This window comes from Brevundimonas sp. AJA228-03 (assembly GCF_017795885.1).
Lineage (GTDB): Bacteria > Pseudomonadota > Alphaproteobacteria > Caulobacterales > Caulobacteraceae > Brevundimonas.
In genome coordinates this window covers 796,471-822,455 of the sequence record NZ_CP059297.1, presented here as the reverse complement: position 1 = coordinate 822,455, position 25,985 = coordinate 796,471, and the positions used below count along the sequence as shown (strand labels likewise).

The following is a 25,985-nucleotide window of genomic DNA, read 5'->3' as shown; positions in this document are numbered from 1 at the left end:
AGATGCGCGCCGTGTCGCTGACGTCGGCCCTGATCGGGCTTGTGGTCCTCGCAGCCGCCCCGGCCGCCGTGGCCCAGACTGCGCCCGCGCCCGCGACGCAGGCCGCGCCCCAGCCGCCCGCCCCGCCGGTCTATGGCTATGAGGTCGTCAACACCTATCCGCACGATCCGACAGCCTTCACCCAGGGGCTGATCTATCGGGACGGCGTCCTGATCGAGAGTACGGGCCGCCACCCCTCCAGCGTCCGCCGCGTGCGGCTGGAGGACGGCATCGTGCTGACGAGGAAGGACCTGCCGCTCGAGCATTTCGGAGAGGGCCTGACCGACTGGGCCGACCGCATCCTGACCCTGACCTGGCAGGGCGGCCATGGCTTCATCTGGGACGCCGACGACCTCGATCCCGCTGGCACCTGGTCCTATGAGGGAGAGGGCTGGGGCCTGACCCGCGACGCGACCCGCATCATCCTGTCGGACGGCTCGGCCAGCCTGCGCTTCTTCGACCCCGAGACCCTGACCCAGACCGGCATGGTCCCGGTCACCTACCGCGGCCGCCCGGTGCGCAAGCTGAACGAGCTGGAGTACATCGACGGCGAAGTCTTCGCCAATGTCTGGCAGACCAACTTCATCCTGCGCATCGACCCGGCCACCGGCGTGGTCAGGGGCGTCATCGATCTGACCGGCATCCTGCCCGACCCCGTCAATGATCCGAACGACGACGTCCTGAACGGCATCGCCTGGGACGCGGCCGGTCGGCGACTGTTCGTCACCGGCAAGAACTGGCCCAGGCTGTTCGAGATTCGTCTGGTCCCCAGGAGCTAGGGCATGATCGTTTGAGGTGGGCCCCTGTGGTGGGTCCAGCCGAGTGCGTGAATCATGCCCTAGAAGAGCACCGTCTCGGAGGTATCCAGACGCCGCCATCCGACCCGCTCGATGACCATATCCGGCGGGCTCCGGCCGCCCGGGCGTTCGATCCGGACCGTGACTTCGTAAAGCTGCACCTCATAACGCCCGGCGCTGCCGGCAGAGACGTTCCGTCTGGCGGCACCCCTGGGCTCCGCACTCCAGCGGATCACCTCTTCGCCCGGCACGACGAACTGTCCGCTGGGCCGTTCCATGAAGTTGATGTCGCGAACCAGGGCCAGAGCATTTTCCTGGGTTGTCACCTGCTGGAGCACGGCCTGGGCGCGTCGCTGTCCCCGCGCCATCTGAACCTGAAGCTGGAAGATGGCGGTCATGGTCATGGCCGCGATCGCCAGCGCCACCAGCGCCTCGATCAAGGTGAAGCCCGACCTCTGGCGATGCTGTTTCACACCACGCCTTCGTAGACGCTGGAGAGGGCGAGCACGAGCGAGAGGGCCACCACCCCGACCACGAGGGAGATCATCGCGATGGCCAAAGGCTCGAGCAGGGCCGTCATCTGTTTCATCCGGTCGCGCAGGCGCGCCTCGTAGTTGTCGGCCATGAACCCGAACATGGGGCCGACCGCGCCGGACTTCTGACCTGCGCGGATCATGCTGAGATCCATCGCTTCCAGATTGGTATGCGCCGCCAGCGAGTTTTCGAGCGTAATGCCCGCGCGCAGATCGCCTTCCAGCCGGTCCAGCCCGGCACGAAACGGCCCGGTCGGCACCGCCGCGCGGGAAAGGGCGGCCGCCGACAGGATGGGCACGTTGTTGTTCAAGGCAAAGGCGGTCAGCCGTGCCCAGGACGCGATCTCACGCGACTGCAACACCGGGCCGATCACCGGCAGACCGTGGGCGATGGAATAGGCTTGCCCCCGGACGCCGGGGTTGGTGGCGATCACGAAGATCAGCGCGGCCAGCGCCGCCAGGCCGATGCCCACGACGGGCAGATGGGTGTTGGCGAACTCTCCGGTGTCGAGCACCCAGCGGGACAGGGCGGGCACATTCGTTCGGTCTTCGCCGATCATGGCCCCGAAGCGGGGCACGACCTGGGTGAAGATGAAGGCCACAGCCAGGACGCCGGCACTGAGCAGGAAGGCCGGATAGGTCAGGGCGTTCTGGAAATCCTTCCGCAGGCGGTCCTCATAGGCCATCTGTTCTGCCGCGTCCTTCAGCACGGCAGCGATACGGCCTGACGCCTCGCCGACCCGCGCCATCGCATAGACATAGAAGGGAAAGCCCGGCGCATGGGTCTCGAAGGCCTCGCCGAGGTTCTCGCCCCGACGCAAGGCTCCGATCATCGCCTGAAACTGGGCCTGGCCCTTGCGAGCCGTCATGCCCTGAGCGACCGTGTCGAGCGCCTCCAGGAGGGAGACACCGGCCTCCAGCATCAGGGCGAGCTGGCGCAGGACCAGCACCCGCTCGGTCTGTTTCAGGCCCCGGTCCTTGCCGGCCGGTTTGGCGGCCGGCGCTTCGCGGATATCGGTGATGATCAAGCCTTCGCCGGCCAGGCGACGCATGGCCGTCCGCTTGTCAGGAGCGCTCAGCGTGCCGCGGCTGGCGGTCCCGTCGCGGGTCATGCCGCGATACACATAGGACGGTTGCTCGCTCATCGGCGTCGGTATGCACAGATCATCTGGCCACGCGGATGCCCCCAGTCGCCGATCGGCTCAAATTCCCAGGGCGACCCGGCGATCGCCCAGGCCAGGTCATCGAGGCGGTAATGGAACGGGTCGATCGTGTCGCGTGTGCGCACCACCCCGCCCGGCTGCAACAGGGTCTCGAACAGGTTCTGATCCGGGCGGCACTCGAAATACGTGACGAAGAACCGACCGCCGGGCGCCATCTTCGATGCCAGTTGCGCCAGACAGCGACGCAGGTGATTCAGCGGCAGATGGGTGAAGACCGACTGGGCGATCGCGTAGTCGAACGGCCCGTCCGGTGTCGGAAAATCGAAGTCGGCGCTGGCCCTGAAGTGGCCCCACGGCGTCTTGTCCCGACCCTGGGGGTCGAGCTCGAGATCATAGCCTGCCCGCATCAGGCTCTCGCTGATGTCGGAGCCGAAATAGCGTCCGGCATCCAGATACGGGATCGCCAGGGCACCCAGCCGGAGGGCCCCGCAGCCGACATCGAGCAGACGGTGGTGCGGTTCAAGCCCCCGGGCCTTGAGGAATTCCATCTGATGCGGGCCCATTTCGTCCCACAGGCCGCCGATCAGTTCCCGGTGACGTCCGGCGGCGATCTCGCCCGCGACGATCGTCGGGTCTTCGTAGACGTTGCTGGCCATGGTCAGTCCTCGCCCGCCCGGGCCACGCGATACACTTCCGCCAGGGTCGTCTCGCCGCGCCGCGCCTTGATGAACCCGTCTTCCGCAAAGCTGAGGAACCCGTCCTCGCGCGCGATGGCGGTCAGGGCGTCCTCGTCGGCGCGCTTGCGCAGGCCCGAGGTCATCTTCTGGGTCGCGGGCGCGACTTCGTACAGACCGACGCGTCCGCGGAACCCCGTCTGGCCGCATTTCGGGCAGCCGCGCGGTTCGCGCCAGTTGGCCGGTTCGCCCTTCAGCCTGGCCTTCACGACGGCGGGCAGGGCCGCCTCGTGCACCGCCGCCTCCTCAGGGGTCGACGGGACGTTGCAGGCCGCGCACAGGCGACGCACCAGGCGCTGGCCGGCCACGCCGCGCAACACATCCGCCAGCAGATAGTCCTCGATCCCGAGATCGAGCAGACGTGGAACGGCGGCCAGGGCCGTATTGGTGTGGACCGTCGAGATCACCAGGTGTCCGGTCAGGGCGGCCTGGACGGCGATTCGTGCGGTCTCGGGGTCCCGGATCTCGCCGACCATGATCACGTCGGGATCCTGGCGCAGGATCGAGCGCAGGCCGGCGGCAAACGTCAGCCCGATTTCGGCGCGGACCCGGACCTGGATGACGCCCGGCAGGTCCAGTTCCACCGGATCCTCGACGGTGATGATCTTGCGCTCGCCGTCGTTCAGATGGGTCAGCAGGCGATAGATGGTCGTGGTCTTGCCAGAGCCGGTCGGGCCGGTGATCAGCAGCATGCCGTTCGGCTGTTCGGACAGCGACAGCAGGCTGGCCTCCTGCTCCGCCCCGACGCCGAGTTCGGACAGGAGCGGCAGGCGGCTGGTCTTGCCCAGCAGGCGCAAGACCAGGGATTCGCCCCAGGAGCAGGGCAGGCTCGAGACCCGCAGGTCGACCTCCTGACCCGAGACGCGGATCGACTGGCGACCGTCCTGCGGCAGGCGGCGCTCGCCGATGTCCATGCCGGAGAGCAGTTTGATACGCGACGCCACCGCGTCGAAATTGGCGCGCGGCGCCGAGCGGGCGTTGTGCAGCACGCCGTCTATCCGCATACGGACGAGGAAACGATCCTCATAGGGCTCGACGTGGACGTCGGAGGCGCGGCGGCTCAGGGCCTCGGCGAAAACCCCGTTGACGAAGTCGATGACCGGGGCCTCCTGGGCCAGTTCACGCAGGCGGGTGGCATCGGCTCCGGGGCCGGCCGTCAGGTCCACGGGCGCGGCGGTCTGGTCGGTCAGGTCGGCCAGCAGGGCGTCGAGCAGGGCGCGCGGCACCAGAAGCATGTCGACGGGATCGCCCGTCGCCTGGGCGATCCGCTCGGTCAGGCCGGAATCGAGCGGCTGCAGGGCGGCGCACAGGATCCGGCCGGGCACGGGGGCCGTGCCCTCCGGGGCGGCGGGGCCGGCCTCGCGCCAGGCCACGGCGTTGCGGGCGGCCCACCAGTCGAGCGGCGAGCCGAGCTCGGCCAGGAAGGTGAGGATATCGTCCGGGGACGGGCCTTCGGCCGCGTGCAGGACCGGCAGGCCGAGCTGTTCGGACAGAACCTCCAGCAGCTGAACCTCGGACAGGGCACCCAGGCGAACCAGGTTCAGGCCGATGGGCTCGCCATTCGAGGCCTGGATGGCCAGGGCGTTCTGGACGTCGGACGCGCGGACCAGGCCGCGCGCGATCAGCAGTTCGCCGAGGCGAACACGCGCCACGCCCGGGCCCAGGCGCGGGATGACGACCGTGTCGCTCAGGGTTTGATCTCGGGAACCAGGCCGTAGAAGACCTCGCGCATACCGGTCTCTTCGGGGGCCATGGAGCGGAGGAAGCCCAGGGTGCGGTGGGCCGGACCTCTCAGTTCGAAGGCGACCGTGTTGAAGGCGCAGTTCACGAACTGGGGCGGGGTTCCGCCGGAATAGAACAGCTGGGCGTTCTCGAAGACGATGTTTTCGAACACACCGGCGTCCAGATCAACCGGTCCGCTCAGAGTCTTGTCCTTGTGTACGGCCATCTGGCGGTTCGTCCCCGAAAGTTCATGCGGTTGTATGTCTGGCGTCCCTGATACGGGGCTTTGCGCCAAAGAAAAAGGGGAGGACCGAAGTCCTCCCCTTCCCCAGGCTTCCTCGAAGAAACGAGGTTTAGTTGACCGGCTCGGTGCCGCCGGTGGCGGAGCGGCCCAGCGAGACTTCGGTCAGCGCGCTGCTGGCGACGTTCTGGATGAAGCGACGCGTGATCAGCGTGGCCGGTTGAGCTTCGGCGGTGATGCGGATGTCGCCGCGGCCGAAGTTGGAGCCGATGGCGGTCTGCAACGACTGGCCGGTGATGACCAGTTCGCCGCCGACAGGGATGCTGGACGCCAGCGGCACCAGCGAGGTCGAGGCAGCGGTGCCCGTCGAGCTGGTCAGCAGTTCGGCGGAGATGGCACCCGAGGCAGCCGAACCGATGTTGGCGATACGGATGACGGTCGAGTTGCCCGACGTGCCGGCCAGCGTGCCCGACGATACCCACGGGATCAGGTAGGTGGTGCCTTCACGCGTGATCGACTGCAGCGACTGGGCACCGGTGGCGGCCGGAGCCGTGAAGCCGGCGGCCACGGTCAGGGTGGTGTCGACGGTGTAGGTCGAGGCCGGGATCGGGTCGTTGGCACCGAAGACGGCGGTGATGGCACCGGCGTTGCCGACCGGGTTGTTGACGGACAGCAGGCCCGTGGTCGGGATGGCCGTGGCGTCATACTTCAGCGTGACCGTCTTGGCAGTCTGGTTGCCGACGAACTTGAAGTCGGCCTTGGTCACGTCGCCGTTGGCGGCGACCTTGGTCACGTCGTCGATGCCCTTGGAGTTGGCGGTGACGGCGACGACGACAGTGCCGAGCGCGACGTCAGCGGTCAGGGACTTGAAGCCCGAGGCCAGGGTGGCGGCGGTCGTCACGGTGTCAGCGGTCGTCGTGACCTTGAAGGCCGGAGCGAACTTGACGACGTTGGCCAGCGAAGCAGAGCCGCCGTCGATCGAGGTGCCGAGTTCGGTCTTGAACGTGGTGGATACGCCCAGGGCCGTGGTGGTGCTGGCCAGTTGAGCCGGGATCAGAGCGGTGATCGGCACGGCGTTGGTGCAGCCGCCCAGGCCCGAGAGCAGGAAGGAGACCGTGCTGTCCGTGGCCAGGCCGCCCGACGAGATCGTGGTAGTCGGGGCGCAGGCACCGTTGGCGACGATGGCACCCGGGGTCAGGGCGGTGCCGAAGGTGTGGCCGCCGGTCAGGGTGAAGGACAGGACCGAGTTGCCGCCCGGCAGGATGGCCGAAGCCGAAGGCGTGACGGCCAGGCCGATGGAGCCCTTGGAGGTCGTGGCGGTCAGCGCGACTTCAGAGGCCACGGTAGCAGCGGCGGAAACGGTGGATGCGCCGACTTTCGTCGAGACGACCGTGTACTGCTGGGCGTTGGCGGTGCCGGCAGCGCCGACAGCGAGCGTAGTCAGCGCGATTGCGCCGAGGAGAGTTTGCTTCTTCATTCGAGGTCCCCCTGGGGAATTGTTAAACTGGGTTAGTCCATGCCACGGCGGTTATTTAGAGCACATGACCGCCGAAGACTGTCATGGGCATTCCTAGGCAAGGCCTTCCTAGACCGGGTCTACGCATTCCGTCAACCGGACTTCGTTGCGCCAGCCTTGGCTTTAATGTGAAAGTTTTGCGGTGCTTGGCAGGATTGTCACAGTGCTTCAACGCCTGCTTGGCGAACTACCTGCCGCCTTTTCGCCCAACCGTAGACGCCTTTTCGCGAATGCCGATCTCCAGGCCCTGAAAGACCGGCAAGAGCGTGGCCTGAAACTTCCGGGCCGCCTCGCTGATAACGCGCAGGTTTTCTTCCGGCGTCTCGACCGGCTTGCCGTCCTCAAGGGCCCGTTGCCCTGCGGCCTCCAGCACCTGCCAGACCTTCTCGGCCCACTGGTCGGACTCCTGAAGGCCGGACATCCAGTATTTGAGGAACAGCTGGTCGATGCGTGAGAGAGCGATGGCCCCCCCGGTCACGGGCGAGGCCAGATAGGCGATCCCGTCCTGTTGCTCGACCCTGTCGAGCAGAACCGCGTTCAGCCTGCGGGTCTGGACGCGGGCGGCCGCGGTTTCGGCCTCCGACTGGGCGAAGCCGACGTGCCCGCCTCCACTCAGCATCATGATCGCCTGCAGGACCTGGGCAAAGTGAATGTTCCGGCCGTGAACCGCGATCTCGATATCGCGGAAGGCGTGCGGCCTGTTGTCGGCGAGGAAGTCCAGGATCGGATCGTAGATCTCGGGCACGAGGGTCACTTCCCCGACCACGCTCCCGACGGTCCTGGGGATGTTCGCGCGCACATTCATCAGCACCACGCGCAGGTCGCGAATCCGTTCGACCTGTTCAGCCTGGGGAATCTGTCGTCCACCCTTGATCCAGTAGTCCTTGCGGAACTGGGTATTCCTGCAGAAATCCCGCATCGTCTCGCGAAACGGTTCATTGTCGAACCCGGAAAGCCAGGCGCGCTGGTGCTCCGTCAGCTGGATCTCCTCGACCGCCTCCTGGTACGAGGCGCTGCAGGCGAACTGCAGCTTGGCCGCGCCGAGCATGTCCGCGATGTCGCTGAAATACATCAGGTCCCAGTTGGCGTTCATGTATTCGTGGCTGAGGTAGCCGCGCGGCATGGTTTTCATCTGCTCGAACTTGGCCTTCGCCTCGGGAATGGCCGCCTGATAGAGCGGGTCCCGGTCGAACATCTCTCCGATGAAGTTCAGGGCGGCATCCATCCGCTCGGCCGAACCCAGGCCCTTGCCGGCGGTCATCCGCGAATGGAGCATCATCAGCTCGCGCAGCGGCGCGGCCGATGACCAGCCGGGCATGACATTATAACTGCAGTAGACCACGCCACCGACGTTCAGCTTGCGATTGATGAAATCGATGATGATGTCGCGGTTCTTCGGCGAGACCCAGGTCCAGACACCGTGCAGGCCGATGGAATCGAACATCGGCAGGTCGTCGCGGCTGCAGAACTGTTCGAAGCTCTCGTCGGTCAGATCGGCGCTGGCCCCGGCGGACTCGTTCAGCCAGCGGGCGAACAGGACGTGGTCGGGATTGAAGTCGTCGCCGTACCAATTGACGTGGGGCTGGGCCGCCGCGTGCATGGCGATCGACAGGCCCTGTCCGAAGCCGAGCTCGCAAGCATTCCGGACCTTCGGCGGCGCATAGCCGGCGTTGAGAAGACCAATCGGCACCCGCACGGGGTTCAGTTCACTGAAGTAGCCGGTCGTATACTCCACGTCCGCGACGTAGCCTGAAGTCCAGTCCGACACGCGATAACCCCCGGGGCAGTGCATTAGGTTCGCGACCGTCGTTAAAGGCTCGCGCCGCCGATGAAAATAGGCTTGAGCCGAACGCCCGGGTGCCACAGAGAGCGGGCAAAGCGACATCGGCGTCGCCAACGCCTGGCAGGAGACTTCGAATGAGCGTCAGGGACTTCACCGTCGAACAGGCCGCCGCCCTGGCACCCGGAGACGGCCACTATCGCGCCTTCGTCGGCCCGACCTACCGCTACGACCTGATCGGCGCCCAGCAGTTCGCCCTGCTGTATCTGCTGGGGCTGCGCGAGACCCACCGTCTGCTCGATTTCGGCTGCGGCTCGCTGCGCCTCGGGCGGATGGCCATCCCCTATCTGCTGGAGGGCCGCTATTTCGGCATCGAGCCCGAGGCCTGGCTGGTCGCCGACGGCTTTTCCCGCGAGCTGGGCGAGGACGCCCGCCAGCTGAAGGCCCCGCGCTTCGATCACAACACCGAATACCGGACCGACGTGTTCGGGACCCAGTTCGACTATATCATCGCCCAGTCCATCTTCTCGCACACCGGCGAGGATGCGTCGCGGCGCGCCCTGCAGTCGTTCAAGGCCAGCCTCGCCCCCGGCGGCCTGATCGTCGTCAACTGGATGGTCGGGGAGGAACAGCCCCAGTTCGACCCCGACACCGCCGACTGGGTCTATCCGGAATGCGTCACCTTCCGCCCCGAGCGGATCGCGCGGATCGCGGCCGAGGCCGGCCTGGCCATCCGCGCCTGCCCGTGGTGGCATCCGGGCCTGAGCTGGTACGTTCTGGCCCACTCCGAGGCCGAGTTGCCGGATGCGGCCTTCCTCGCCTCGCTCGCGCTCCAGCCTCTGGCGCGGTGAGTCCGGGAGGGGGCAGCCGGGACACGCCGCCGTCGGCGGGTTTCGTCTCCGTCCCCGTCCCCCGGACGGTCAATCGCCGGGCGGCGGCCGCAGCCGTTCGAACGGGCGGCCCGTGCGGTCGAAATGGGCGTTGAACCCCGGGTCCTCGCCGAACCGGTCGCCCCATCGTTCACGCAGCAGGGCCTGGGCGGCCAGGGACGCCGTGCGGTCCTCACCCGAGACGCTGAACCCGCGAGTCTTCGACTCCAGATGATAGAGCGTCGCATAGGGGTCATAAAGGACCGACAGACCCTCGGCGCGAACGCGGTAGCAGAGGTCGGCGTCGTTGCCCTCCAGCGGAAAATTCGCCGAATCGAAGCCGCCCAGCGACCGGAACAGCGGCGCGCGGATCGCCATGCAGGCGCCGGTGACCACCGGGCTGGCATGCAGCAGGGCGTGTCGCCCCAGATAGCCGCCGTCCGATCCCGGCACCCCGACACCATCATGGATCAGGAAGTCGGGCGCGTGCCCGCGCGACACGAAACCGGCGTGCTGGATCGTCCCGTCGGCATAGATCAGGCGGGCTCCGACAACGCCGACTTCGGGCCGCAGCGCCTGTGACGCCAGCTCGTCGAGCCAGTCCGGACTAAGCACGACCGTATCATTGTTGAGGAAGATCAGGACGTCTCCCGTCGCCCTGTCCGCCGCCAGATTGTTCATCAGGGCCCAGTTGAACGCCCCCTTGAACGGCAGAATCGAAATGTCGCCCGCAGCGGCGAGCGGGTCCAGATAGGCCCGTGTCCCGGGCTCGCAACTCTCATGGTCGATCACGATCAGCTCGAGCGCGCAGCGGTTGGCGGATCGGTGCGCAAGAATACTGTCGAGGCAGGGCTTGAGCAGGTCCAGCCGGTCGCGCGTCGGGATGATGACCGAGACACGGACCTCTCCAGCCGGGAAGCGCACGCGGACGGCACCTGGCACAGTCGCGCCCAGGGCGTCGACATGGGGCTGAACCGTCGCCTGGGGAGCCTGCTCCGCCAGGTCTCGCGCCACGCAGCGCGCCCAGATGGTTCCGTCCCCGTCGTTCACAGCCTGACCCGAACGCGTGCCCAGGACCGAGGCGACATGGCCGACCGCACCGGGGGCGGTGCCGATGCGCAGCAGCGCCTCGCAGCCGTGAAGGCCCCCGCCGCCCTTCAGCAACCCGGCCGCATCGAGCGCACCGGACCGGAAGGCCAGCACCGTGCCGACGAAGGGGAGCTGTCGCAGCAGATCGAGGTCGAACCCCGGCCTGAGGATCGGGGCGAAATGCCTTTGGGATGGCCTTTCACGGCCATCTTCCGGATCGAAGGTATCCTCATCGGCATACAGCGCCTGCACCTCGTCCGATCGGGCGAAGGCCGACGCAAACTCTGCCAGCGCCCGGCCGGACAGGACGACATCGGAATCGGTCAGCAGAATGAAGGGCGTCCCGGACTGGCTTCTGCGCGCCTTGTTGACCCGCACTCCGGGATCACGCGACGTGCTGACATCGACGACGACGTTGGACTTTCCTCGTCCACGGCTTCTCGCGGCGATGTCCTCCGCAGAAGCCGCCAGCCCCGGATCGACGATCAGGACCAGTCGGTCGCTGGCGGTCATCTGCGCCTCAATGGCGTCGGCGGCCCAGAAAAGAGCCCTGGCCGAGCGCCCGACGCCATCCAGCAGGATGGTGAACCCCGCCCCGCATCCCCGGATCACGACAGGTCGGCGATACCAGTCTTCGAAATAGTCGCTGTAGTCCGCCAGCGACCTCCCCATACCGGAGACGACAGTCGGCAGCAGGCGTTCAAGCCGCTCCAGAGTGGCTCGAACCGCTGCGATCTCCTGCTTCAACGCCGACAGACCCTCAGCCGCCGCGGGCACTGCATGGATTTCTCCTCGGCCCAGTACCCGTCCCTGAGGCGCGGCTCGAACCTCGATCCGCAAAGGACGAATTTGCCCGCCTCGCCGCGGAAGGGGAATCTCGAAGCCCACCAGACCGTCGCCGCCGAACTGATCCTGAATATTGCGACGGAACCGATCCGCCCGCCCTGCGGCCATGAAGACGCCGTCGCCGTAAACCTCGACCAGTACGGGCCCCGTGTTCGCCTCCGCCCCCCGCGCCATCGCCCATCCGACGACCAGGGTGGCATCGATCCGCTCCACGGCACCATGGACTGAGGCCAGGGCCTTGAGATGGTGGAGTGCGCGCTCGGTCGGGCGGACGGAGGGGCTGCACGACGGATCAGAAAGGACTGCGAAATAGGCCCCCGGCCAGGAATCGCCCCAGGCCCTCAGCGCTGCGATCCCCCCGGCCGTCAGAGGCAGGGCCTTGCAGGCCCAGTCGAGCTGTTTGGCCGTCGGGCCCGGCGAGGCACCCCAGATGTCCCGCCCCTGATCGGCCGTTTGCAGGACACGTTCTTTGAACTCGGCAGTGGCCAGGAAGGCGGCGGCCAACTCCGCTCGCGCGAAGCCGAGCGCCTTCTCGATCACGACCTCGGATTCGGGCTCGCGATCGAGCACGAAGCGATACAGCTGGACGACGTCGTTCGGACTGGCCGGCCGATCGGCGCCAGAGGCGAGAGGCAGGCTCATGCGGTGCTCGGCATTGGACTGCGTGAACCCTAGCGGCACCCTCACGCCTCGTCGATAGCAGCTTTCTCCGGCCCTTCAGGCAAAGCCGCCTTGCCTGTTTTCGGTCAGCGGCTATGGATCGTCCGGCTGATCGTGCCTGAGGGCGGAGCGATCCCCCTGTCGAGTCGAGACACCTGATGAAACCGGCCCGCCCCCGCTCCAAGCCCGTCTCGCGATCGACCGACCTCTTCATCTCGGTCGCGGACCTTGTATCCTTCCTGCGCTTCCACACGACCCTGTCGGGCATTCAGCGGGTGCAGGCGAATGTCGTCATAAGCCTGGTCAAACAGGGGCGGGCCGGCGTCCGGTTCATTCTGGCGGCCGGACAGGAGCGGGGATTCCGGGAAATCCCGGCCGAACCGCTCGTCGACATGATCACCTATGTCAGCGGAGCCGCCGTCGACCGCGCGGGCCTCGACGCGGCGCTGGGCCGGTGCGAGGCCGAAAGCCGCCAGGTCGTTCCACCTCCGGGCAGCACGGTCATCCTGCTGGGCAGCTTCTGGGGAAACGAGAACACCATCGACCGCTACATCGAGATCAAGAGCGCAGGTGTGCGGATCGGTGCCTACATCTACGACCTGATCCCGATTACCCACCCGCAGTTCTGCGATGCCTACCTGACACGGTCATTCACCGCGGCCCTCAACGATCTCAGCCTGCTTGCCGACTTCTTCCTCACCATTTCCGATCACACCAACCGGGAGCTTTCCAGCTTCCTCGAAAAGCACAGCCCCCGTCCCCTGCCTGTGCAGACGGTACCCCTGGCTCACGCCATGGACGACGGACCCAGGATCGATCCGGTATGGCCCACCGGGCTGCAACGGCTGAAGGGGCGTGACTATGTGGCCTATGTTTCGACGATCGAGGGGCGCAAGAACCACCTCTACGTCGTCAACCTGTGGCGCCAGCTGATCGACGAGGGTCGCACGGTTCCAGACCTTCTTCTGGCCGGCCGCAAGGGCTGGCGCATCGGTGGCCTGACAGATCTGCTGGAAAGCACGGACTATCTCGACGGGCGAGTGCATCTGGCTCACGGCCTGTCAGACGCCGATGTGAAGGCGGTTTACGCTGGCAGCCGGTTCACCGTGTTCAGCTCGTTCACCGAGGGCTGGGGGCTACCCGTCGGCGAGAGCCTGGCCGCCCGCACCATGTGCGCCGCCTCGGGCGTGGCCTCGATTCTCGAGGTGGGTGGGGATTTCGTCGACTATTTCGACCCGACCAATTTGCAGGATGGCGTTCGGGTGATCGGCCGCCTGATCGACGATGAGGTCTATCTGGCGGCACGACGTCGTCATATCGTCGAAGACTTCGTCGCACGCACATGGGCCGATGTGGCCGGAGATTTCATGGACCAGGTGGATGAATTGCGAAAAGCGGAGCCGCTCGAGCTCGAGACGCCGACCCTCCGTCAGGGCGTCCTCTACCGTCCATCGGACCTGCTTGCCCCCCCTTCGCCCCATCGGGCCGAGGATGATCGGGCCACCCGCTTCCTGATCGCCAATTCCTTCCCCATTCCCGAGACCATCGGCGCCTGGATGACAGGCCCGTCGGGCGAGCTCGTCTTCAAGACGAGCCTTCCGCAGGGCGAGCCTCTCACCGTCTACCTGACCCTGTTCAACACAGGCCTGCTGGCCGGGTGCACGCTGAAGATCGGGCTCGACGCCGCCCCCGGTTTGCCGGAACTCAAGCCGATCGGGATCAGCCCTGACGCCTTCCAGACATTCGGATCGACCCCTCCGACAGCGCAGCTTCAGGTACGCGGGCATGTCGGCACGGACGGCGTGTGCCGACTCACGCTCGAGATCATCGGCGACTACCCGCGTCCCGCAGGCGACACACGCGATCTGGGCCTCGGCCTGTACAGCCTCGGCTATGCCGCGGTCGGGGATCTCGCGGCCCGAACCGAGATCCTGGAGGCCCTGGCCTTTCGTCCGGCGACACAAGTCTCTCCGTCGGGCCCCGTGGCCAGCTAGAGGGACCTCATGCGCACCCGCTTCTGGCACTACCACTCCCGGTTCGACGCGATCGAGACCGTGACCCGCCACGCAATGAACCAGCCCCCATTCGGCCGAAAGCCCGGGCGCGTCATGAACTTCCTCGGCGTCGCCATCGACCCGCAGATCTTCCCCTCCGCCCTGGAACCTCTGAACGGCTTCATCGAAGCGGCGCCGATGCCCAACAACTGGCATGCGGATCTGGCGGAATGGGCCGCAGCCCTGCATGCTGTGGATCTCAGCGGCCCGACCTTCACCATGATGGAACTCGGCTGCGGCTGGGGCTGCTGGATGCTCAATACGGGCGTGGCCGCCCGCCGCACAGGCCGGGCCGTCCGCGTCATCGGAGTGGAGGGCGACGCCGGTCACATTGCCTTCGCCCAGGCGGGCCTCGCCGAAAACGGATTCGCCGACAGTGAATCGATCCTGGTCACCGGCATCGCCGCAGGACGGTCGGGCGTCGCCCTGTTTCCCCTTCAGGAAGCCGCGGGCGAGTCCTGGGGCCTCGAACCCGTTCTGGACGCCGATGAGGCCCGTACTCAAGAGCTGATGGCGACGGGCCGCTACACCGCCCTGCCGATGATCTCGCTGGAGGAGATTTCGCGCGATCACCCGCGCGTGGACCTTCTCCACATCGACATCCAGGGCGGCGAGGTCGATCTGGTCGCATCGTGCCTCGACATCCTCTCGGCCAAGTTCGCCTATGTCCTGATCGGCACCCACAGCCGCCAGATCGAAGGGCGGCTGTTCGGCCTCATGATCGATGCGGGCTGGGAGCTGGACATGGAGCGCCCCGCCTTCCTGGACATTTCCCATCCGATGCCGATCGTCACCGTCGACGGCGTCCAGGGCTGGAAGAACCCCCGGCTGTTCCAGGCCTGATCGGCTGGGCCGGATCGACCTCCTCGGGCGCTGCTCGCCGCCGGGAGTCGATGCACGTCTTCGAAAAGGTTCCAGACAGGAGCTCACGCCCGGTTCGACATCTGACCTTTCTGACAATCGTCGGTACCCCCTGGATCGGCCAGATAGCCCCTCCCGCTTCGCTTTCGATTGCACTAAGCCCGGAACGGCCGTCGGTCGGCGAGGGTAGGGAGTAGAGGACGAATGCTGAGTTCCACGGTTTGCCGTTACGAACATTTCAACACCGACTGGTACCGCACCACCGGTGCCGTCATGGGCATCCCTGCCGGAGTGTCTCCGGACGTTCACGCCAGCTACCGCAAATGGTGGGAGTGGTGCGCGATCTTCGAGACTCTCTCGTCGCGCGGCATGCTCGCGCGCGGGAAGTCGGGCCTGGGCTTTGCAGTGGGCCAGGAGCCTCTGGCCTCGGCCTTCGCCAGCCGCGACGTGCATATCCTCGCCACCGACCTGCATGTCGGTGCCTCGACCGGCGACTGGGCCCAGACTGGCCAGCATGCGGCTAATCTGGACGCCCTCTATCACCCCGGCATCGTCGACGAGAGGCGTTTCCGGGATCTGGTGAAATTCCAGCCGGCAGACATGAACCATCTCGATGAGTTCGAAAGCGAATCCGTGGATTTCGTCTGGAGTTCCTGCGCGCTGGAGCACATCGGCGACCTGGATGCCGGTCTGAATTTCGTCGTCAACGCCACGCGACTGCTGAAGCCGGGCGGTATCGGCGTTCACACGACCGAGTATAACGTCAGCTCGAACATGGAAACGGTCACCTCGGGCGACTGCATCTACCGCAGACAGGATATCGAACGCCTCGACTACATGCTTCGCAAGGGCCGCTGCGGCCTGGAGCCGGTCGATTTCGACGCGGGGGTCCACCCCTATGATCTCGACTACGATGAGCCGCCCTATTTTCAGCCCGGCTCGCGTCACATCAAGCTTCTGCTCGGCGGTTATGTCTCTACCTCGATGCTTCTGGTCGTGCAAAAGGCCTGACGGACACCATCGACGGGACGCGGCTCGAGTGCGTCGGGCCCTGTGTTTCAGAGAACACTGTCATGCCTCATGGGCATTAACGACGCATGATGCATTGCCACGGGCCGCTCAGCCTGTAACACGGCTGAGATCAAGATACTTTAGCGATCTGGGCTGCTTGACGCAGGCGTCGGTTGCGCGCGGGGAGTTAACGAATTGCGTTGGAAATCTCTGTTGCGCGGAAAATCCGTGAACCAGCAAAGGATCGGCGATGGGCACCGGGACGCTCGCGAGTGGAAACACGCTGCCTCCGCCTACCGGAAGCACGTCAGCACTCACCCCGAGGATGCGGCGATCTGGGTTCAGCTTGGCCACGCACTCAAGGAAAGCGGCGATCTGGCCGGGGCCGAGGAGGCCTACGAGACCGCCGTCTCCGCGGCTCCGAACGAGGTAGACGCCTACGTCCATCTCGCCCACGTCCTCAAACGGCAGGACAAACATACGCCGGCGCTGGAAGCCTTTCGTACTGCGGCGAAACTGGGTGCCGGCGACCAGGTCCATGGTGAAATCGAGGTACTGATGCGATCCGTTCGGAGCGATTTGCCGCTGACGCGCGCGACCAACGAATATCTGTTCTCCATCCAGGACATGTTCTTCTATCTGAGAACGCACCCGACCATGTCGGGCATCCAGCGCGTCCAGGCGGGCATTACCCTGGCGTTGATGGAAATGGATGACGTCGACGTCGGCTTCATCCTGACCGATTTCACCGAGGTCCTCGAACGCGGCAGTTTCTGGTTGCTCCGCAACAGCGACGTGAAGGCGATGATCAACTACGCCGCCGGTGCCCACGTCGATCACCACCGGCTGCGCAAGCTCCTCTCGGCCTGCGAGCACAATGCATCGCCGATCACTGCGGGGGGCGGCAACACGATCGTCCTGTCGGGCGCCTTCTGGGGCCTGGACAACACCATCGACCGGTATCTTCCGGCCAAGCGCGCCGGCGCGAAACTGGCCGCCTACATCTACGACATCATCCCGATCTCGCACCCCCAGTACTGCGAGGCAGAACTGACGCGGGAGTTCACCACCGGCGTCGGCGAACTCTGCCTGATCTGCGACTATATCCTCACCATCTCGGACTACACCCGCGTCATCCTGGACAAGTTCCTGATCGACAACGGCGGCCGCGCCGTCCCGACCGCGACCGTGCCCCTGGCGCATTCCCTGACCGGCCCATCCAGCGAGGTGCAGGCCTGGCCCCAGAGCATGCAGAAGCTTCGGGGCCGGGAATATGTGACCTATGTCTCCACCATCGAGGGTCGCAAGAACCACGCCTATGTCGTGAACGTCTGGCGCAAACTGATCGAACAGGGCGTGGACGTTCCGGACCTGGTCTTCGTCGGCCGCAAGGGCTGGCGCATCAACGGCCTGCTCGACCTTCTGGACGGCACCCGCAACCTGGGCGGTCGGGTCCACATCGTACACGATCTGACCGACGCCGAGTTGAATGCGGTCTACGAGAACAGCCTGTTCACCGTCTTCACCAGTTTCGTCGAAGGCTGGGGTCTGCCTGTCGGCGAAAGCCTGATGCACCACATTCCGTGCGCCGCCTCCAATACGTCTTCCATCCCGGAAGTCGGGGGTGATTTCGTCGACTATGTGGACCCCGAGAGCATCCAGACCGGCGTCGACGTGATCGGCCGCATGATCACCGACCGCGCCTACCTGGCCTCCCGCAAGCAGAACATCGTCGACAACTTCAAGCCACGCGGCTGGGACGACGTCGCCCGCCTGTTCGTCGCGCAGATGAAGGCTCATGCTCACCTGCCGGTGGCGGAAGCCCTGCTGCCCACGCTCGCCGAGGGCCTGCAGTTCCGGCCCGGCGATCTGATGGAAATCAGAAAGGCCCTGATCGGCTATGTGACGACCCCGTCGCGTTTGATGATCGCCGAGAACTTCTACGGCACCGAACGCTGGGGCGCCTGGATGAGGGGCAGGTTCGGAGAGATCAGCTTCCGGACGCCTCTGCCGGAAGGCACGCCCATCATGGTCTATATCGGGCTCGAGACCGCACCCTGGTATGAGGAGTGCCGAACCATCGTCTATCTGGGCGACGGGCGCCATTCCGAAAGCCGTGCACTCATGGGCCCTGAGATCAAGCAGAATCGCCATTTCCGGCTGAGCGGCTTTGTCGGCCCGAACGGCGTCTGCCGCGTCTGCATCGAGGTCGAGGGCGAATACGGACTACCAGAGGGCGACACCCGGAACTTCGCCGTTGGCCTGACCGGGGTCGGCTATGCGCGCGTGTCGAATCTCGAAGCACGTGCCGACCTTCTGGAATCCTTCAGCTTCGGCGCCGCTTCGGTCGCGTGTCAGGCCCACCAGCAGGCCTGACACTGCTCCAGCCGTTGAGTATTCCTCCCCTCGCCTCCCGCCCCTGATCCGGGCCGGTGACGAGCGCGAAACGGAGAGACATGATGCAAAGCCCCTTCTGGCACTACGCCTCCACCTTCGACGCCCAGGAGGTCATGCATCGCCATGCCGTGGCGAACCCCAGGCCGCGTGAAGGCCTGCTGGTCAACTTCCTCGACGTCGCCATCGACCCCGAAGTCCTGCCGTCCGTGCTGACGCCAATGGCGGGTCTGGTCGAGGGCGTGCCGATCCCCGCGAACTGGCATGCCGACATCGCCGAGTGGGGCGCCGCGCTGCGCGCGGTCGATCTCGCCGGCCCGCGCTTCACGATGATCGAGCTGGGTTGCGGCTGGGGTTGCTGGGTCAACAACATGGGGGCCGCAGCGCGCGCCACCGGCCGGGACGTCCGGCTGATCGGCGTCGAGGGGGATTCGAAATACGCCGAGCTCGCCCACGCGGCGATGGCTCGCAACGGCTTCACTGACGATCAATGGACGATCATCAACGGCATCGCGGCGGGCACGTCCGGAACAGCCCTCTTCCCGCGTCAGGTCGGGACAGGCGACTGGGGCCTGGAGCCGGTGTTCGACGCCACCGAGGAACAACAGCGGGAGGCGATCGAATCCGGAGCCTTCAACGTCCTCCCGATGGTCCCGCTGCGCGACATCACGGCGGACCACGAGCGAATCGACCTGCTGCACATCGACATCCAGGGCGGAGAGACCGCCTTCGTGTCGGAATGCCTGGACGTGATGAACGAGAAGGTCGGCTACGTCGTCATCGGCACCCACACGCGCCAGATCGAGGGCGAGCTGTTCGACATCCTGAGCGGCGCTGGCTGGATTCTGGAGATGGAGCGCCCGGCTGTCCTGATGCTGACCGAAGCCGGCCCGATCACCACCGTGGATGGCCTGCAGGGCTGGCGGAACAAGCGCCTCAACCCCTGATCCCCGGGACGGGTTGAGGCCGCACGAGGTTGCCGTATATTCAGGCCCGCGCGGCGACGCCGGGTCCAATCGACAGGTGTTGCTTGCCATTGCAAATTAAAGAGTCGGACCTCGACGCCTTCGTCGCCGAGAGCGACCGCCTCGGCGGCCCGGGCTCACCGGCTTGCGAAGCCTGGTGGGCGGGGTTCAGCTATATCCCGACGGTCCAGGTCGATCAGTCTCTGGATCCGTTCTCCGAGGCCTATGTGGATCAGCAGCTGGCCCTGCATGTTGAAATGTCCGGCAAGGCGTTCGATCAGGCCGTCAACGAGATGGCCCCCTTCGCCCTGGAGCCGCACATCCAGGCGGTAAACCCCTACAACCAACACAATCCCGCTGAGCTTGCCATGCACGTCCAGCGACTCTCCAAGGCCTTCCGTCTCGCCGGCGTGAAGCTGAACGACCACCTGCTGGACATGGGCTGCGGCTGGGGCCTGTCATCCGAAGTCGCGGCCTATCTGGGCTTGCGGGTGACCGCCGTGGACATCAATCCGAACTTCGTCGCCCTGGTGAACGCGCGCGCCGAACGCAGCGGCTGGCGCATCAAGGCAGTTCAGTCGGCATTCGACGATTACAAGCCAGTCGGCGGCCATGACGCCGTTCTGTTCTACGAATGTCTGCACCACGCGGTCCGCCCGTGGACGCTGCTTCAGACAATGGCCGACAACCTCTCACTCCCGGACGGTCGTCTGATTCTGGCCGGGGAGCCCTTCAACACCGCCTGGTGGAAGCACTGGGGCCTCCGTCTGGACGCGCTGTCCGTCTACTGCATCCGCAAATTCGGCTGGTTCGAAAGCGGCTGGTCGCTGGAGTTCATGGAGGCTATTTTTGCCCGCGTCGGCCTTCGCTGCGAAGTCCATACCGATCCGGACGGCGTGATCGGCTACACGGTTATCGGCATTCCAGCACGCGGTGTGCGGCAACGGATGCCAGACATCCTGGCCGAGACCCCTCACGAAAACCTCCCTCGCGAGCAGGATGCGGCGCTTCTGTCTGGCCAGGGATGGTTCGAAGCTCCGTTCCCTGAAGGGTCGGACAGGGCGTGGCTTGAGATCGCCAACTACCGGGGCAAGCCGATCACAACCATTGTCCGCAACGGCAAGACCGTCGTGTTCAAGGGTGAGATGTCACCCGGCGAAAACAGGATCCTGCTGGAGCGCCATCCAGGCCTCAACCGGATCGAGATCGAGGCCGAAACCTGGAGCCCGTCGGAGGAACTCGGCCTCCCGGACGATCGTCACCTGTCGCTGCATCTGACGGGTATCGTGTTCGGCTGACGCCGCTCTTCCGGGCAAGATTGCGGTTGTCTCTCGGCATCTTGCGCAGCTAAACAGGCCGCCACCTGAAATGGTTTTCGAGGCAGGACGAGATGCCCAAAAAATGCGCGGTGATCACCGGCGTCACCGGCCAGGATGGCGCATATCTGTCGCAGCTGCTGCTGGGCAAAGGCTATCGCGTGATCGGCGTGGCCCGTCGCTCCAGCCACTATGGCATGGCGACGCACAGGCTTGAGTGGCTCGGCGTCGCCGACCAGGTCGAGGTGGTCGATGGCGACCTCCTGGACCTCGGCGGCATGGCCCGCATCATCCGCGACGCCCAGCCGGACGAGGTCTACAACCTCGCCGCCCAGTCGTTCGTGAAGACCTCCTGGGACCAGCCGGTCCTGACGTCCCAGGCCACTGGCGTCGGGGTCGTCAACATGCTGGAAGCGGTCCGCCTCGAAGCGCCGAAGGCCCACTTCTACCAGGCCTCCTCGTCGGAAATGTACGGCCTGATCCAGGAGCCGATCCAGAGCGAAAAGACCCCGTTCTATCCGCGTTCGCCTTATGCCGTGGCCAAGCTGTTTGGCCACTGGATGACGGTGAACTATCGCGAGAGCTTCGGCCTGCACGCCTCATCGGGCATCCTGTTCAACCACGAGAGCCCCCTGCGCGGCCTCGAGTTCGTGACCCGCAAGGTCACCGACGCCGTGGCCCGCATCAAGCTGGGCCTGGCCTCCGAACTGCGCATGGGCAATATGGACGCGACCCGCGACTGGGGCCATGCCAAGGACTATGTCCGCGCCATGTGGCTGATGACCCAACAGGAAACGGCCGATGACTATGTCGTCGCCACCAACCGCACCGTCAGCGTCCGCGCCTTCGTCGAGGCCGCCTTCGCCCACGTCGGCCTGAACCCGGACAAATACATCGTCATCGACCCGGCCTTCATGCGCCCGGCCGAGGTCGAGGTGCTGCACGGCAACGCCGACAAGGCAAAAAACAAGCTCGGCTGGACTCCCGAGATCACCCTGGAACAGATGATCGGCGAGATGGTCGATGCGGACATGGCCCGGCACAAAAAGGCCGGGGCCTGACTTCGATGGCCGCTGACGGGGCCGACCGTCGCGTTCTGGTGACAGGGGCGTCCGGTTTCGTCGGCACGCGCCTGCTGGGAAGGCTGCAACAATCAGCTTGCGGCGTCATGGGTCTGGTCGGGCCCAACGGAACCAATGCGCCGGCGGCCGTCGATCTGACCGACAGCGTCGCGCTGGCGCGTGTCATAGCCGATTTCAGCCCGACGACCGTCGTGCACCTGGCCGCCATGTCCTCCGTTGGCGACGGCAGCGTCACGCCACAGACTGTCTGGAAGGTCAATTTCGACGGTACCCGCAGCCTGGCGCAGGCCATGCGCGCCCTGCCCCATCCGGCACGGCTGATCTTCGCCTCAAGCGGCGAGGTCTATGGTCGCCATTTCAACGCGGGTCCCTGCGACGAGACCTCGGCCCTTCTGCCCGCCTCTCCCTATGCGCGGAGCAAGACCGCCTGCGAATATCTGCTTGCCGACATGGCGAGCGAGACCCTGCCTGTCGTGGTGCTGCGCCTGTTCAACCATACCGGCGCGGGTCAGGACGAGCGGTTCGTCGCGCCCAGTTTCGCGGCTCAGATCGCCCGCGCCATGCGCGACGGAGGCGAGGAAATTCATGTCGGGAATCTGGACGCCGTCCGCGACTTCAGCGACGTCGAAGACATCATCGACGCCTATATGGCTGTGATCGAGGATGATCGGCCGTCCCCGGCGTTCGATATCTACAACGTCGGTTCGGGTCGCCCGATCGCCATCCAGCACCTGCTGGACGTGCTGGTCGAGGAATCGGGGCGTCCGATACGGGCGATGCCGGTGGCCGAGCGTATGCGTGCGTCCGATGTCCCTCGGGCAGAAGGGGTGTTCACCAAGTTCCGGGATCGCTACGGATGGAGCGCGAACACCCCCTTGAGAACAACAGCGGCCGCCGTCCTGAAGCACGAGGTCGACCGGCACTCTGGCTGACCCACCCGCCCGCATTGTAGGGCGGGTGATGCCCGGACAAACGGGTCCCTCAATCCTGAAGACGGGCGAGACGAATATGAAGACGGCGCTGGTCGTGCTTGGCATGCACCGTTCGGGGACATCATCGGTCGCCGGTGCCCTGACGCTGCTGGGTGCCGCGCCGCCCCTGACCCTGATGGCTCCGGCCGCCGACAATCCGCGCGGGTTCTGGGAAAGCAATGTCGTCATGGCGTTGAATGACACCCTGCTGGCCGAAGCGGGGGCGACGTGGAGCGACTGGACGCCGCTGGTCGCGCCCGTCGCGCCCGATCCTCGCGTGGCTGCAGTCCTGGACGGAGAATTCGGCCAGATGCCGATCGTCGTTCTGAAGGATCCGCGCATGTGCCGCCTTTTTCCCGTGTGGCGCACCGCCCTGGAGCAGCAGGGGTATCGGGCGTTGGTCGTCTCCCCGATAAGACACCCCTCCGAAGTCGCAGCCTCGCTGATGGCCCGAAACCCGATCTCGCGCCAGCAAGGTCTCCGACTATGGCTTCGCCACGTGCTGGACGCAGAGGCAGCGAGCCGGGGCCTGCCACGCCATTTCATGCGCTGGTCGTCGTTCATGGCCGACTGGCGCGCCGAGGTCGCGCGAATGAACACGCAGTTCGGAATCACCCTGGCTCCTGCCAGCCTGGACGGCGGTGCCGAGGTCGATGCCTTTCTGAGCGCCGAGCTTCACCACCAGCGCAATGATGAGCCGACGTCGCCCTTGGTCTCGCAGACGTGGGCCGTGCTCAAAAACATGGCCGATCACCGGGAAACCCACGACCTGCTGACGCAGATTGACACCCTGCGCAGCGCCTTTGACCAGGCCAGCGATCTGTTCGCCGACGCCCCCTGATTTCTGATCGCGCGTGACAGGGTGAGGCGTCGCCTTTATCAGCCCGCCCATGGACGAGATCGAACGCCAATCCGAGGAGCGGGGCTGGGCCACGGCCAAGACCCTGGCCGAGGCCCTGCCCTATATCCAGATCTATGACCGCGAGACCGTGGTCATCAAATACGGCGGCCACGCCATGGGCGAGACGGCCGTCGCCAAGCAGTTCGCGGCCGATGTCGTCCTGCTGAAGCTGATGGGGGTGAACCCGGTCGTGGTGCATGGCGGCGGGCCGCAGATCAGCGCCATGCTGGACAAGGCGGGGGTGAAGTCAAACTTCGTCGACGGCCTGCGTGTCACCGATCGCGACACCATGGCGGTCGCCGAAATGGTCCTGTCGGGCGCGGTCAACAAGGAGATCGCGCACTGGATTTCCGTCGCCGGCAAGGAGGCCGACGTGCGCGGCATCGGCCTGTCGGGCAAGGATGCCGGCCTGCTGACGGTCGAGAAGACCACCCGCACCAAACGCGACCCCGACAGCCTGATCGAGCACGAGGTCGACCTGGGCTTCGTGGGCGAACCCACCAAGGTCGATCCCAAGCTGATCGCCGGACTGATCGCCTCGGAGACCGACGACTGGGTGCCCGTGATCGCGCCGATCGGCGTGGCCGAGGACGGCCAGACCTACAACGTCAATGCTGACACCGTGGCCGGGGCCGTGGCCGGGTCGCTGAACGCCAAGCGGATGCTGCTGCTGACCGACGTCAAGGGCGTGCTGGACAGGAACGGCGACATCATCCGCCAGATGACCCTGGCCGAGGCCCAGGGCCTGATCGACGACGGCACGGCGTCCGGCGGCATGATCCCCAAGCTGCAGACCGCCATGGCCGCGGTGCGGGCCGGCGTGGAGGCGGTGGTCATTCTGGACGGGCGGCGGCCCCACGCCATGCTGGTCGAGCTGTTTACCGAATACGGCGCGGGGACGCTGGTGAAGGCGTGAGAATCGATCCGGGCCAGATCGACACCTGGGTCTTCGACCTGGACGACACCCTGTATCCGCGCGAGCAGGGGGTGATGGGTCTGGTCCAGGGGCGGATCAACGCCTTCATGGTCGATGCCGTGGGCCTGCCGGCCGACGAGGCGAAGGTGCTTCAGAAGCAGTTCCTGAATGAGCACGGCACGACCCTGGCCGGGCTGATGGCCAACTATGCGATCGATCCGGAAAAATTCCTGCGCGACGTCCACGATGTGCCGCTGGATACGCTGGAGCCGAATCCCCGGCTGGACGCGGTTCTGGACGGTCTGCCGGGCCGGAAATACGTCCTGACCAACGGCGCGCGATTCCATGCCGCGCGGGTGCTTGAGCGGATCGGGATCACCGACCGGTTCGACGGCGTCTTCGCCATCGAGGACATGGACCTGACCCCCAAGCCCGCGCCATCGACCTATCGCCACTTCGTGGAGCGGTTCCGGATCACGCCGCACCGCGCCGTCTTCTTCGAGGATACGCCGCGCAATCTGGCCCCCGCCAAGGCACTGGGCATGACCACCGTATTGATCGGCGACGGCCACGGGCACGAGATCGGCGACTGGGTCGATGCCCGCGCGCCCGATCTGCTCGATTTCCTGCACCCCCTGTCGATGAAGGACGCCGCATGACCGACCACACCGCTCTGGAAGCCGTGATCGAAGCCGCCTGGGATGCGCGGGGCGAGCTGACGCCCGCGACCGGCGGCGAGACCCGCAAGGCGGTCGAGACCGCCATCGCCCTGCTGGACTCGGGTCAGGCCCGCGTGGCCTCGCGCGGCGAGGACGGCGTGTGGACGACGCATCAGTGGCTGAAGAAGGCGGTGCTGCTGTCCTTCCGGCTGAACGACAACGAGATCATGCGCGGCGGCGACCGCGGTCTGTCCTCGCCGGCTCCGGGCGTCGGTCCCTGGTATGACAAGGTGCCCAACAAGTTCGGCGACTGGACCGGGAACGACTTCAGGGAAGCGGGTTTCCGCGCCGTGCCGGGCTCCATCGTCAGGAAGGGCGCCTTCATCGGCCGGAACGTCGTCCTGATGCCCAGCTTCGTGAACATCGGGGCCTATGTCGACGACGGGTCCATGGTCGACGGCTGGGCCACGGTCGGGTCCTGCGCCCAGATCGGCAAGAATGTGCATCTTTCGGGTGGCGTCGGGATCGGTGGCGTCCTGGAACCGCTCCAGGCCAATCCGACCATCATCGAGGACCACTGCTTCATCGGCGCGCGCTCCGAGGTCGTCGAGGGCGTGATCGTGCGCGAGGGCGCGGTCCTGGCCATGGGCGTCTATATCTCGTCCTCGACCAGGATCGTGGACCGGGCGACCGGAGAGGTGCTGCGCGGCGAGGTGCCCGCCTATTCGGTCGTGGTGCCGGGTGCCCTGCCGGACCCCAACGGCGGGCCGTCGCTTTACTGCGCCGTGATCGTCAAGCGCGTGGACGCACAGACCCGCGCCAAGACGGCGGTCAACGACCTGCTGCGGGACTGAAGCCGGGACGTC

22 protein-coding genes are annotated in these 25,985 nt (G+C 66.0%); 14 read left to right on the top strand and 8 right to left on the bottom strand.

The window, feature by feature from the left end; genetic code table 11:
* Positions 1 to 2: 2 nt before the first annotated feature.
* Positions 3 to 818 (top strand): glutaminyl-peptide cyclotransferase, encoded by an 816-nt coding sequence (locus tag HZ989_RS04085; RefSeq protein ID WP_209322364.1) that lies wholly within the window; start codon positions 3 to 5, stop codon positions 816 to 818.
* A gap of 59 nt (positions 819 to 877) precedes the next feature.
* On the opposite strand, the gene HZ989_RS04080 is transcribed toward HZ989_RS04085, so the two are convergent.
* From HZ989_RS04080 to HZ989_RS04050, 7 genes are all read right to left on the bottom strand, one after another.
* Positions 878 to 1,309, bottom strand: a complete 432-nt coding sequence (locus tag HZ989_RS04080) for a type II secretion system protein J (RefSeq protein WP_209322363.1) — start codon at positions 1,307 to 1,309, stop codon at positions 878 to 880.
* Positions 1,306 to 2,514 carry a type II secretion system F family protein gene (locus HZ989_RS04075; RefSeq protein WP_209322362.1) on the bottom strand — a complete coding sequence of 403 codons (1,209 nt, stop codon included), beginning with the start codon at positions 2,512 to 2,514 and terminating at the stop codon, positions 1,306 to 1,308. The genes HZ989_RS04080 and HZ989_RS04075 overlap by 4 nt, the downstream gene beginning before the upstream one ends.
* The gene (locus HZ989_RS04070) at positions 2,511 to 3,188 is read right to left on the bottom strand and encodes a class I SAM-dependent methyltransferase (protein WP_209322361.1); all 678 of its coding nucleotides are present in this window, start codon (positions 3,186 to 3,188) and stop codon (positions 2,511 to 2,513) included. The genes HZ989_RS04075 and HZ989_RS04070 overlap by 4 nt, the downstream gene beginning before the upstream one ends.
* Before the next feature lie 2 nt (positions 3,189 to 3,190).
* Entirely contained in the window at positions 3,191 to 4,918 is a 1,728-nt protein-coding gene (locus HZ989_RS04065; protein WP_209322360.1) for a GspE/PulE family protein, read from the bottom strand.
* Positions 4,919 to 4,953: 35 nt separating this feature from the next.
* Entirely contained in the window at positions 4,954 to 5,214 is a 261-nt protein-coding gene (locus tag HZ989_RS04060; protein WP_209322359.1) for a hypothetical protein, read from the bottom strand.
* A gap of 127 nt (positions 5,215 to 5,341) precedes the next feature.
* The gene (locus HZ989_RS04055) at positions 5,342 to 6,706 is read right to left on the bottom strand and encodes a hypothetical protein (RefSeq protein WP_209322358.1); all 1,365 of its coding nucleotides are present in this window, start codon (positions 6,704 to 6,706) and stop codon (positions 5,342 to 5,344) included.
* Positions 6,707 to 6,932: 226 nt separating this feature from the next.
* Positions 6,933 to 8,513 carry a methyltransferase regulatory domain-containing protein gene (locus tag HZ989_RS04050; RefSeq protein WP_209322357.1) on the bottom strand — a complete coding sequence of 527 codons (1,581 nt, stop codon included), beginning with the start codon at positions 8,511 to 8,513 and terminating at the stop codon, positions 6,933 to 6,935.
* Between the two features lie 149 nt (positions 8,514 to 8,662).
* On the opposite strand from HZ989_RS04050, the gene HZ989_RS04045 reads away from it, so the two are divergent.
* Positions 8,663 to 9,376, top strand: coding sequence for a class I SAM-dependent methyltransferase (locus tag HZ989_RS04045; RefSeq protein WP_209322356.1), 714 nt, complete (start codon positions 8,663 to 8,665; stop codon positions 9,374 to 9,376).
* Positions 9,377 to 9,445: 69 nt separating this feature from the next.
* On the opposite strand, the gene HZ989_RS04040 is transcribed toward HZ989_RS04045, so the two are convergent.
* Positions 9,446 to 11,971, bottom strand: a complete 2,526-nt coding sequence (locus HZ989_RS04040; RefSeq protein WP_209322355.1) for a glycosyltransferase — start codon at positions 11,969 to 11,971, stop codon at positions 9,446 to 9,448.
* A gap of 176 nt (positions 11,972 to 12,147) precedes the next feature.
* Between HZ989_RS04040 and HZ989_RS04035 the strand changes: the two genes are divergently transcribed.
* The 12 genes from HZ989_RS04035 to dapD all read left to right on the top strand — a co-directional run bounded on the left by HZ989_RS04035 (position 12,148) and on the right by dapD (position 25,973).
* Positions 12,148 to 13,983: a glycosyltransferase family 1 protein gene (locus HZ989_RS04035; RefSeq protein WP_209322354.1), complete on the top strand. Its 1,836-nt coding sequence runs from the start codon at positions 12,148 to 12,150 to the stop codon at positions 13,981 to 13,983.
* 9 nt (positions 13,984 to 13,992) lie between these two features.
* Positions 13,993 to 14,886 carry a hypothetical protein gene (locus tag HZ989_RS04030; RefSeq protein WP_209322353.1) on the top strand — a complete coding sequence of 298 codons (894 nt, stop codon included), beginning with the start codon at positions 13,993 to 13,995 and terminating at the stop codon, positions 14,884 to 14,886.
* Between the two features lie 222 nt (positions 14,887 to 15,108).
* A complete protein-coding gene (locus HZ989_RS04025) occupies positions 15,109 to 15,915 on the top strand; it encodes a methyltransferase domain-containing protein (protein ID WP_209322352.1) in 807 nt (268 codons plus the stop codon).
* Between the two features lie 228 nt (positions 15,916 to 16,143).
* The gene (locus tag HZ989_RS04020; protein WP_209322351.1) at positions 16,144 to 18,291 is read left to right on the top strand and encodes a glycosyltransferase; all 2,148 of its coding nucleotides are present in this window, start codon (positions 16,144 to 16,146) and stop codon (positions 18,289 to 18,291) included.
* Between the two features lie 83 nt (positions 18,292 to 18,374).
* Positions 18,375 to 19,256 carry a hypothetical protein gene (locus tag HZ989_RS04015; protein ID WP_209322350.1) on the top strand — a complete coding sequence of 294 codons (882 nt, stop codon included), beginning with the start codon at positions 18,375 to 18,377 and terminating at the stop codon, positions 19,254 to 19,256.
* A gap of 89 nt (positions 19,257 to 19,345) precedes the next feature.
* Positions 19,346 to 20,572 (top strand): cyclopropane-fatty-acyl-phospholipid synthase family protein, encoded by a 1,227-nt coding sequence (locus HZ989_RS04010; protein ID WP_209322349.1) that lies wholly within the window; start codon positions 19,346 to 19,348, stop codon positions 20,570 to 20,572.
* A 92-nt stretch (positions 20,573 to 20,664) separates the two neighbouring features.
* Positions 20,665 to 21,651 (top strand): GDP-mannose 4,6-dehydratase, encoded by a 987-nt coding sequence (locus HZ989_RS04005; RefSeq protein WP_209322348.1) that lies wholly within the window; start codon positions 20,665 to 20,667, stop codon positions 21,649 to 21,651.
* 5 nt (positions 21,652 to 21,656) lie between these two features.
* A complete protein-coding gene (locus HZ989_RS04000; protein WP_209322347.1) occupies positions 21,657 to 22,604 on the top strand; it encodes an NAD-dependent epimerase/dehydratase family protein in 948 nt (315 codons plus the stop codon).
* A 28-nt stretch (positions 22,605 to 22,632) separates the two neighbouring features.
* On the top strand, positions 22,633 to 23,484 hold the full coding sequence (locus HZ989_RS03995) for a sulfotransferase family protein (RefSeq protein WP_209322346.1): 852 nt from the start codon (positions 22,633 to 22,635) through the stop codon (positions 23,482 to 23,484).
* A 49-nt stretch (positions 23,485 to 23,533) separates the two neighbouring features.
* Positions 23,534 to 24,460 (top strand): acetylglutamate kinase, encoded by a 927-nt coding sequence (gene argB, locus HZ989_RS03990; RefSeq protein ID WP_371812974.1) that lies wholly within the window; start codon positions 23,534 to 23,536, stop codon positions 24,458 to 24,460.
* Positions 24,457 to 25,119: a pyrimidine 5'-nucleotidase gene (locus HZ989_RS03985; protein WP_245162446.1), complete on the top strand. Its 663-nt coding sequence runs from the start codon at positions 24,457 to 24,459 to the stop codon at positions 25,117 to 25,119. Before argB ends, HZ989_RS03985 begins: the two co-directional genes overlap by 4 nt.
* Positions 25,116 to 25,973, top strand: coding sequence for a 2,3,4,5-tetrahydropyridine-2,6-dicarboxylate N-succinyltransferase (gene dapD / locus HZ989_RS03980; protein ID WP_209322345.1), 858 nt, complete (start codon positions 25,116 to 25,118; stop codon positions 25,971 to 25,973). The genes HZ989_RS03985 and dapD overlap by 4 nt, the downstream gene beginning before the upstream one ends.
* Positions 25,974 to 25,985 lie beyond the last annotated feature (12 nt).

Bases quoted from the DNA above. Each gene is read 5' to 3' on its own strand.
- HZ989_RS04005 (WP_209322348.1), top strand. From the start codon at position 20,665: ATGCCCAAAAAATGCGCGGTGATCACCGGCGTCACCGGCCAGGATGGC.
- HZ989_RS04035 (WP_209322354.1), top strand. From the start codon at position 12,148: ATGAAACCGGCCCGCCCCCGCTCCAAGCCCGTCTCGCGATCGACCGAC.
- argB (WP_371812974.1), top strand. From the start codon at position 23,534: ATGGACGAGATCGAACGCCAATCCGAGGAGCGGGGCTGGGCCACGGCC.
- HZ989_RS04075 (WP_209322362.1), bottom strand. From the start codon at position 2,514: ATGAGCGAGCAACCGTCCTATGTGTATCGCGGCATGACCCGCGACGGG.
- HZ989_RS04060 (WP_209322359.1), bottom strand. From the start codon at position 5,214: ATGGCCGTACACAAGGACAAGACTCTGAGCGGACCGGTTGATCTGGAC.
- dapD (WP_209322345.1), top strand. From the start codon at position 25,116: ATGACCGACCACACCGCTCTGGAAGCCGTGATCGAAGCCGCCTGGGAT.
- HZ989_RS04045 (WP_209322356.1), top strand. From the start codon at position 8,663: ATGAGCGTCAGGGACTTCACCGTCGAACAGGCCGCCGCCCTGGCACCC.
- HZ989_RS04015 (WP_209322350.1), top strand. From the start codon at position 18,375: ATGCAAAGCCCCTTCTGGCACTACGCCTCCACCTTCGACGCCCAGGAG.
- HZ989_RS04055 (WP_209322358.1), bottom strand. From the start codon at position 6,706: ATGAAGAAGCAAACTCTCCTCGGCGCAATCGCGCTGACTACGCTCGCT.
- HZ989_RS04025 (WP_209322352.1), top strand. From the start codon at position 15,109: ATGCTGAGTTCCACGGTTTGCCGTTACGAACATTTCAACACCGACTGG.
- HZ989_RS04040 (WP_209322355.1), bottom strand. From the start codon at position 11,971: ATGAGCCTGCCTCTCGCCTCTGGCGCCGATCGGCCGGCCAGTCCGAAC.
- HZ989_RS04030 (WP_209322353.1), top strand. From the start codon at position 13,993: ATGCGCACCCGCTTCTGGCACTACCACTCCCGGTTCGACGCGATCGAG.
- HZ989_RS04000 (WP_209322347.1), top strand. From the start codon at position 21,657: ATGGCCGCTGACGGGGCCGACCGTCGCGTTCTGGTGACAGGGGCGTCC.
- HZ989_RS03995 (WP_209322346.1), top strand. From the start codon at position 22,633: ATGCCCGGACAAACGGGTCCCTCAATCCTGAAGACGGGCGAGACGAAT.
- HZ989_RS04070 (WP_209322361.1), bottom strand. From the start codon at position 3,188: ATGGCCAGCAACGTCTACGAAGACCCGACGATCGTCGCGGGCGAGATC.
- HZ989_RS04085 (WP_209322364.1), top strand. From the start codon at position 3: ATGCGCGCCGTGTCGCTGACGTCGGCCCTGATCGGGCTTGTGGTCCTC.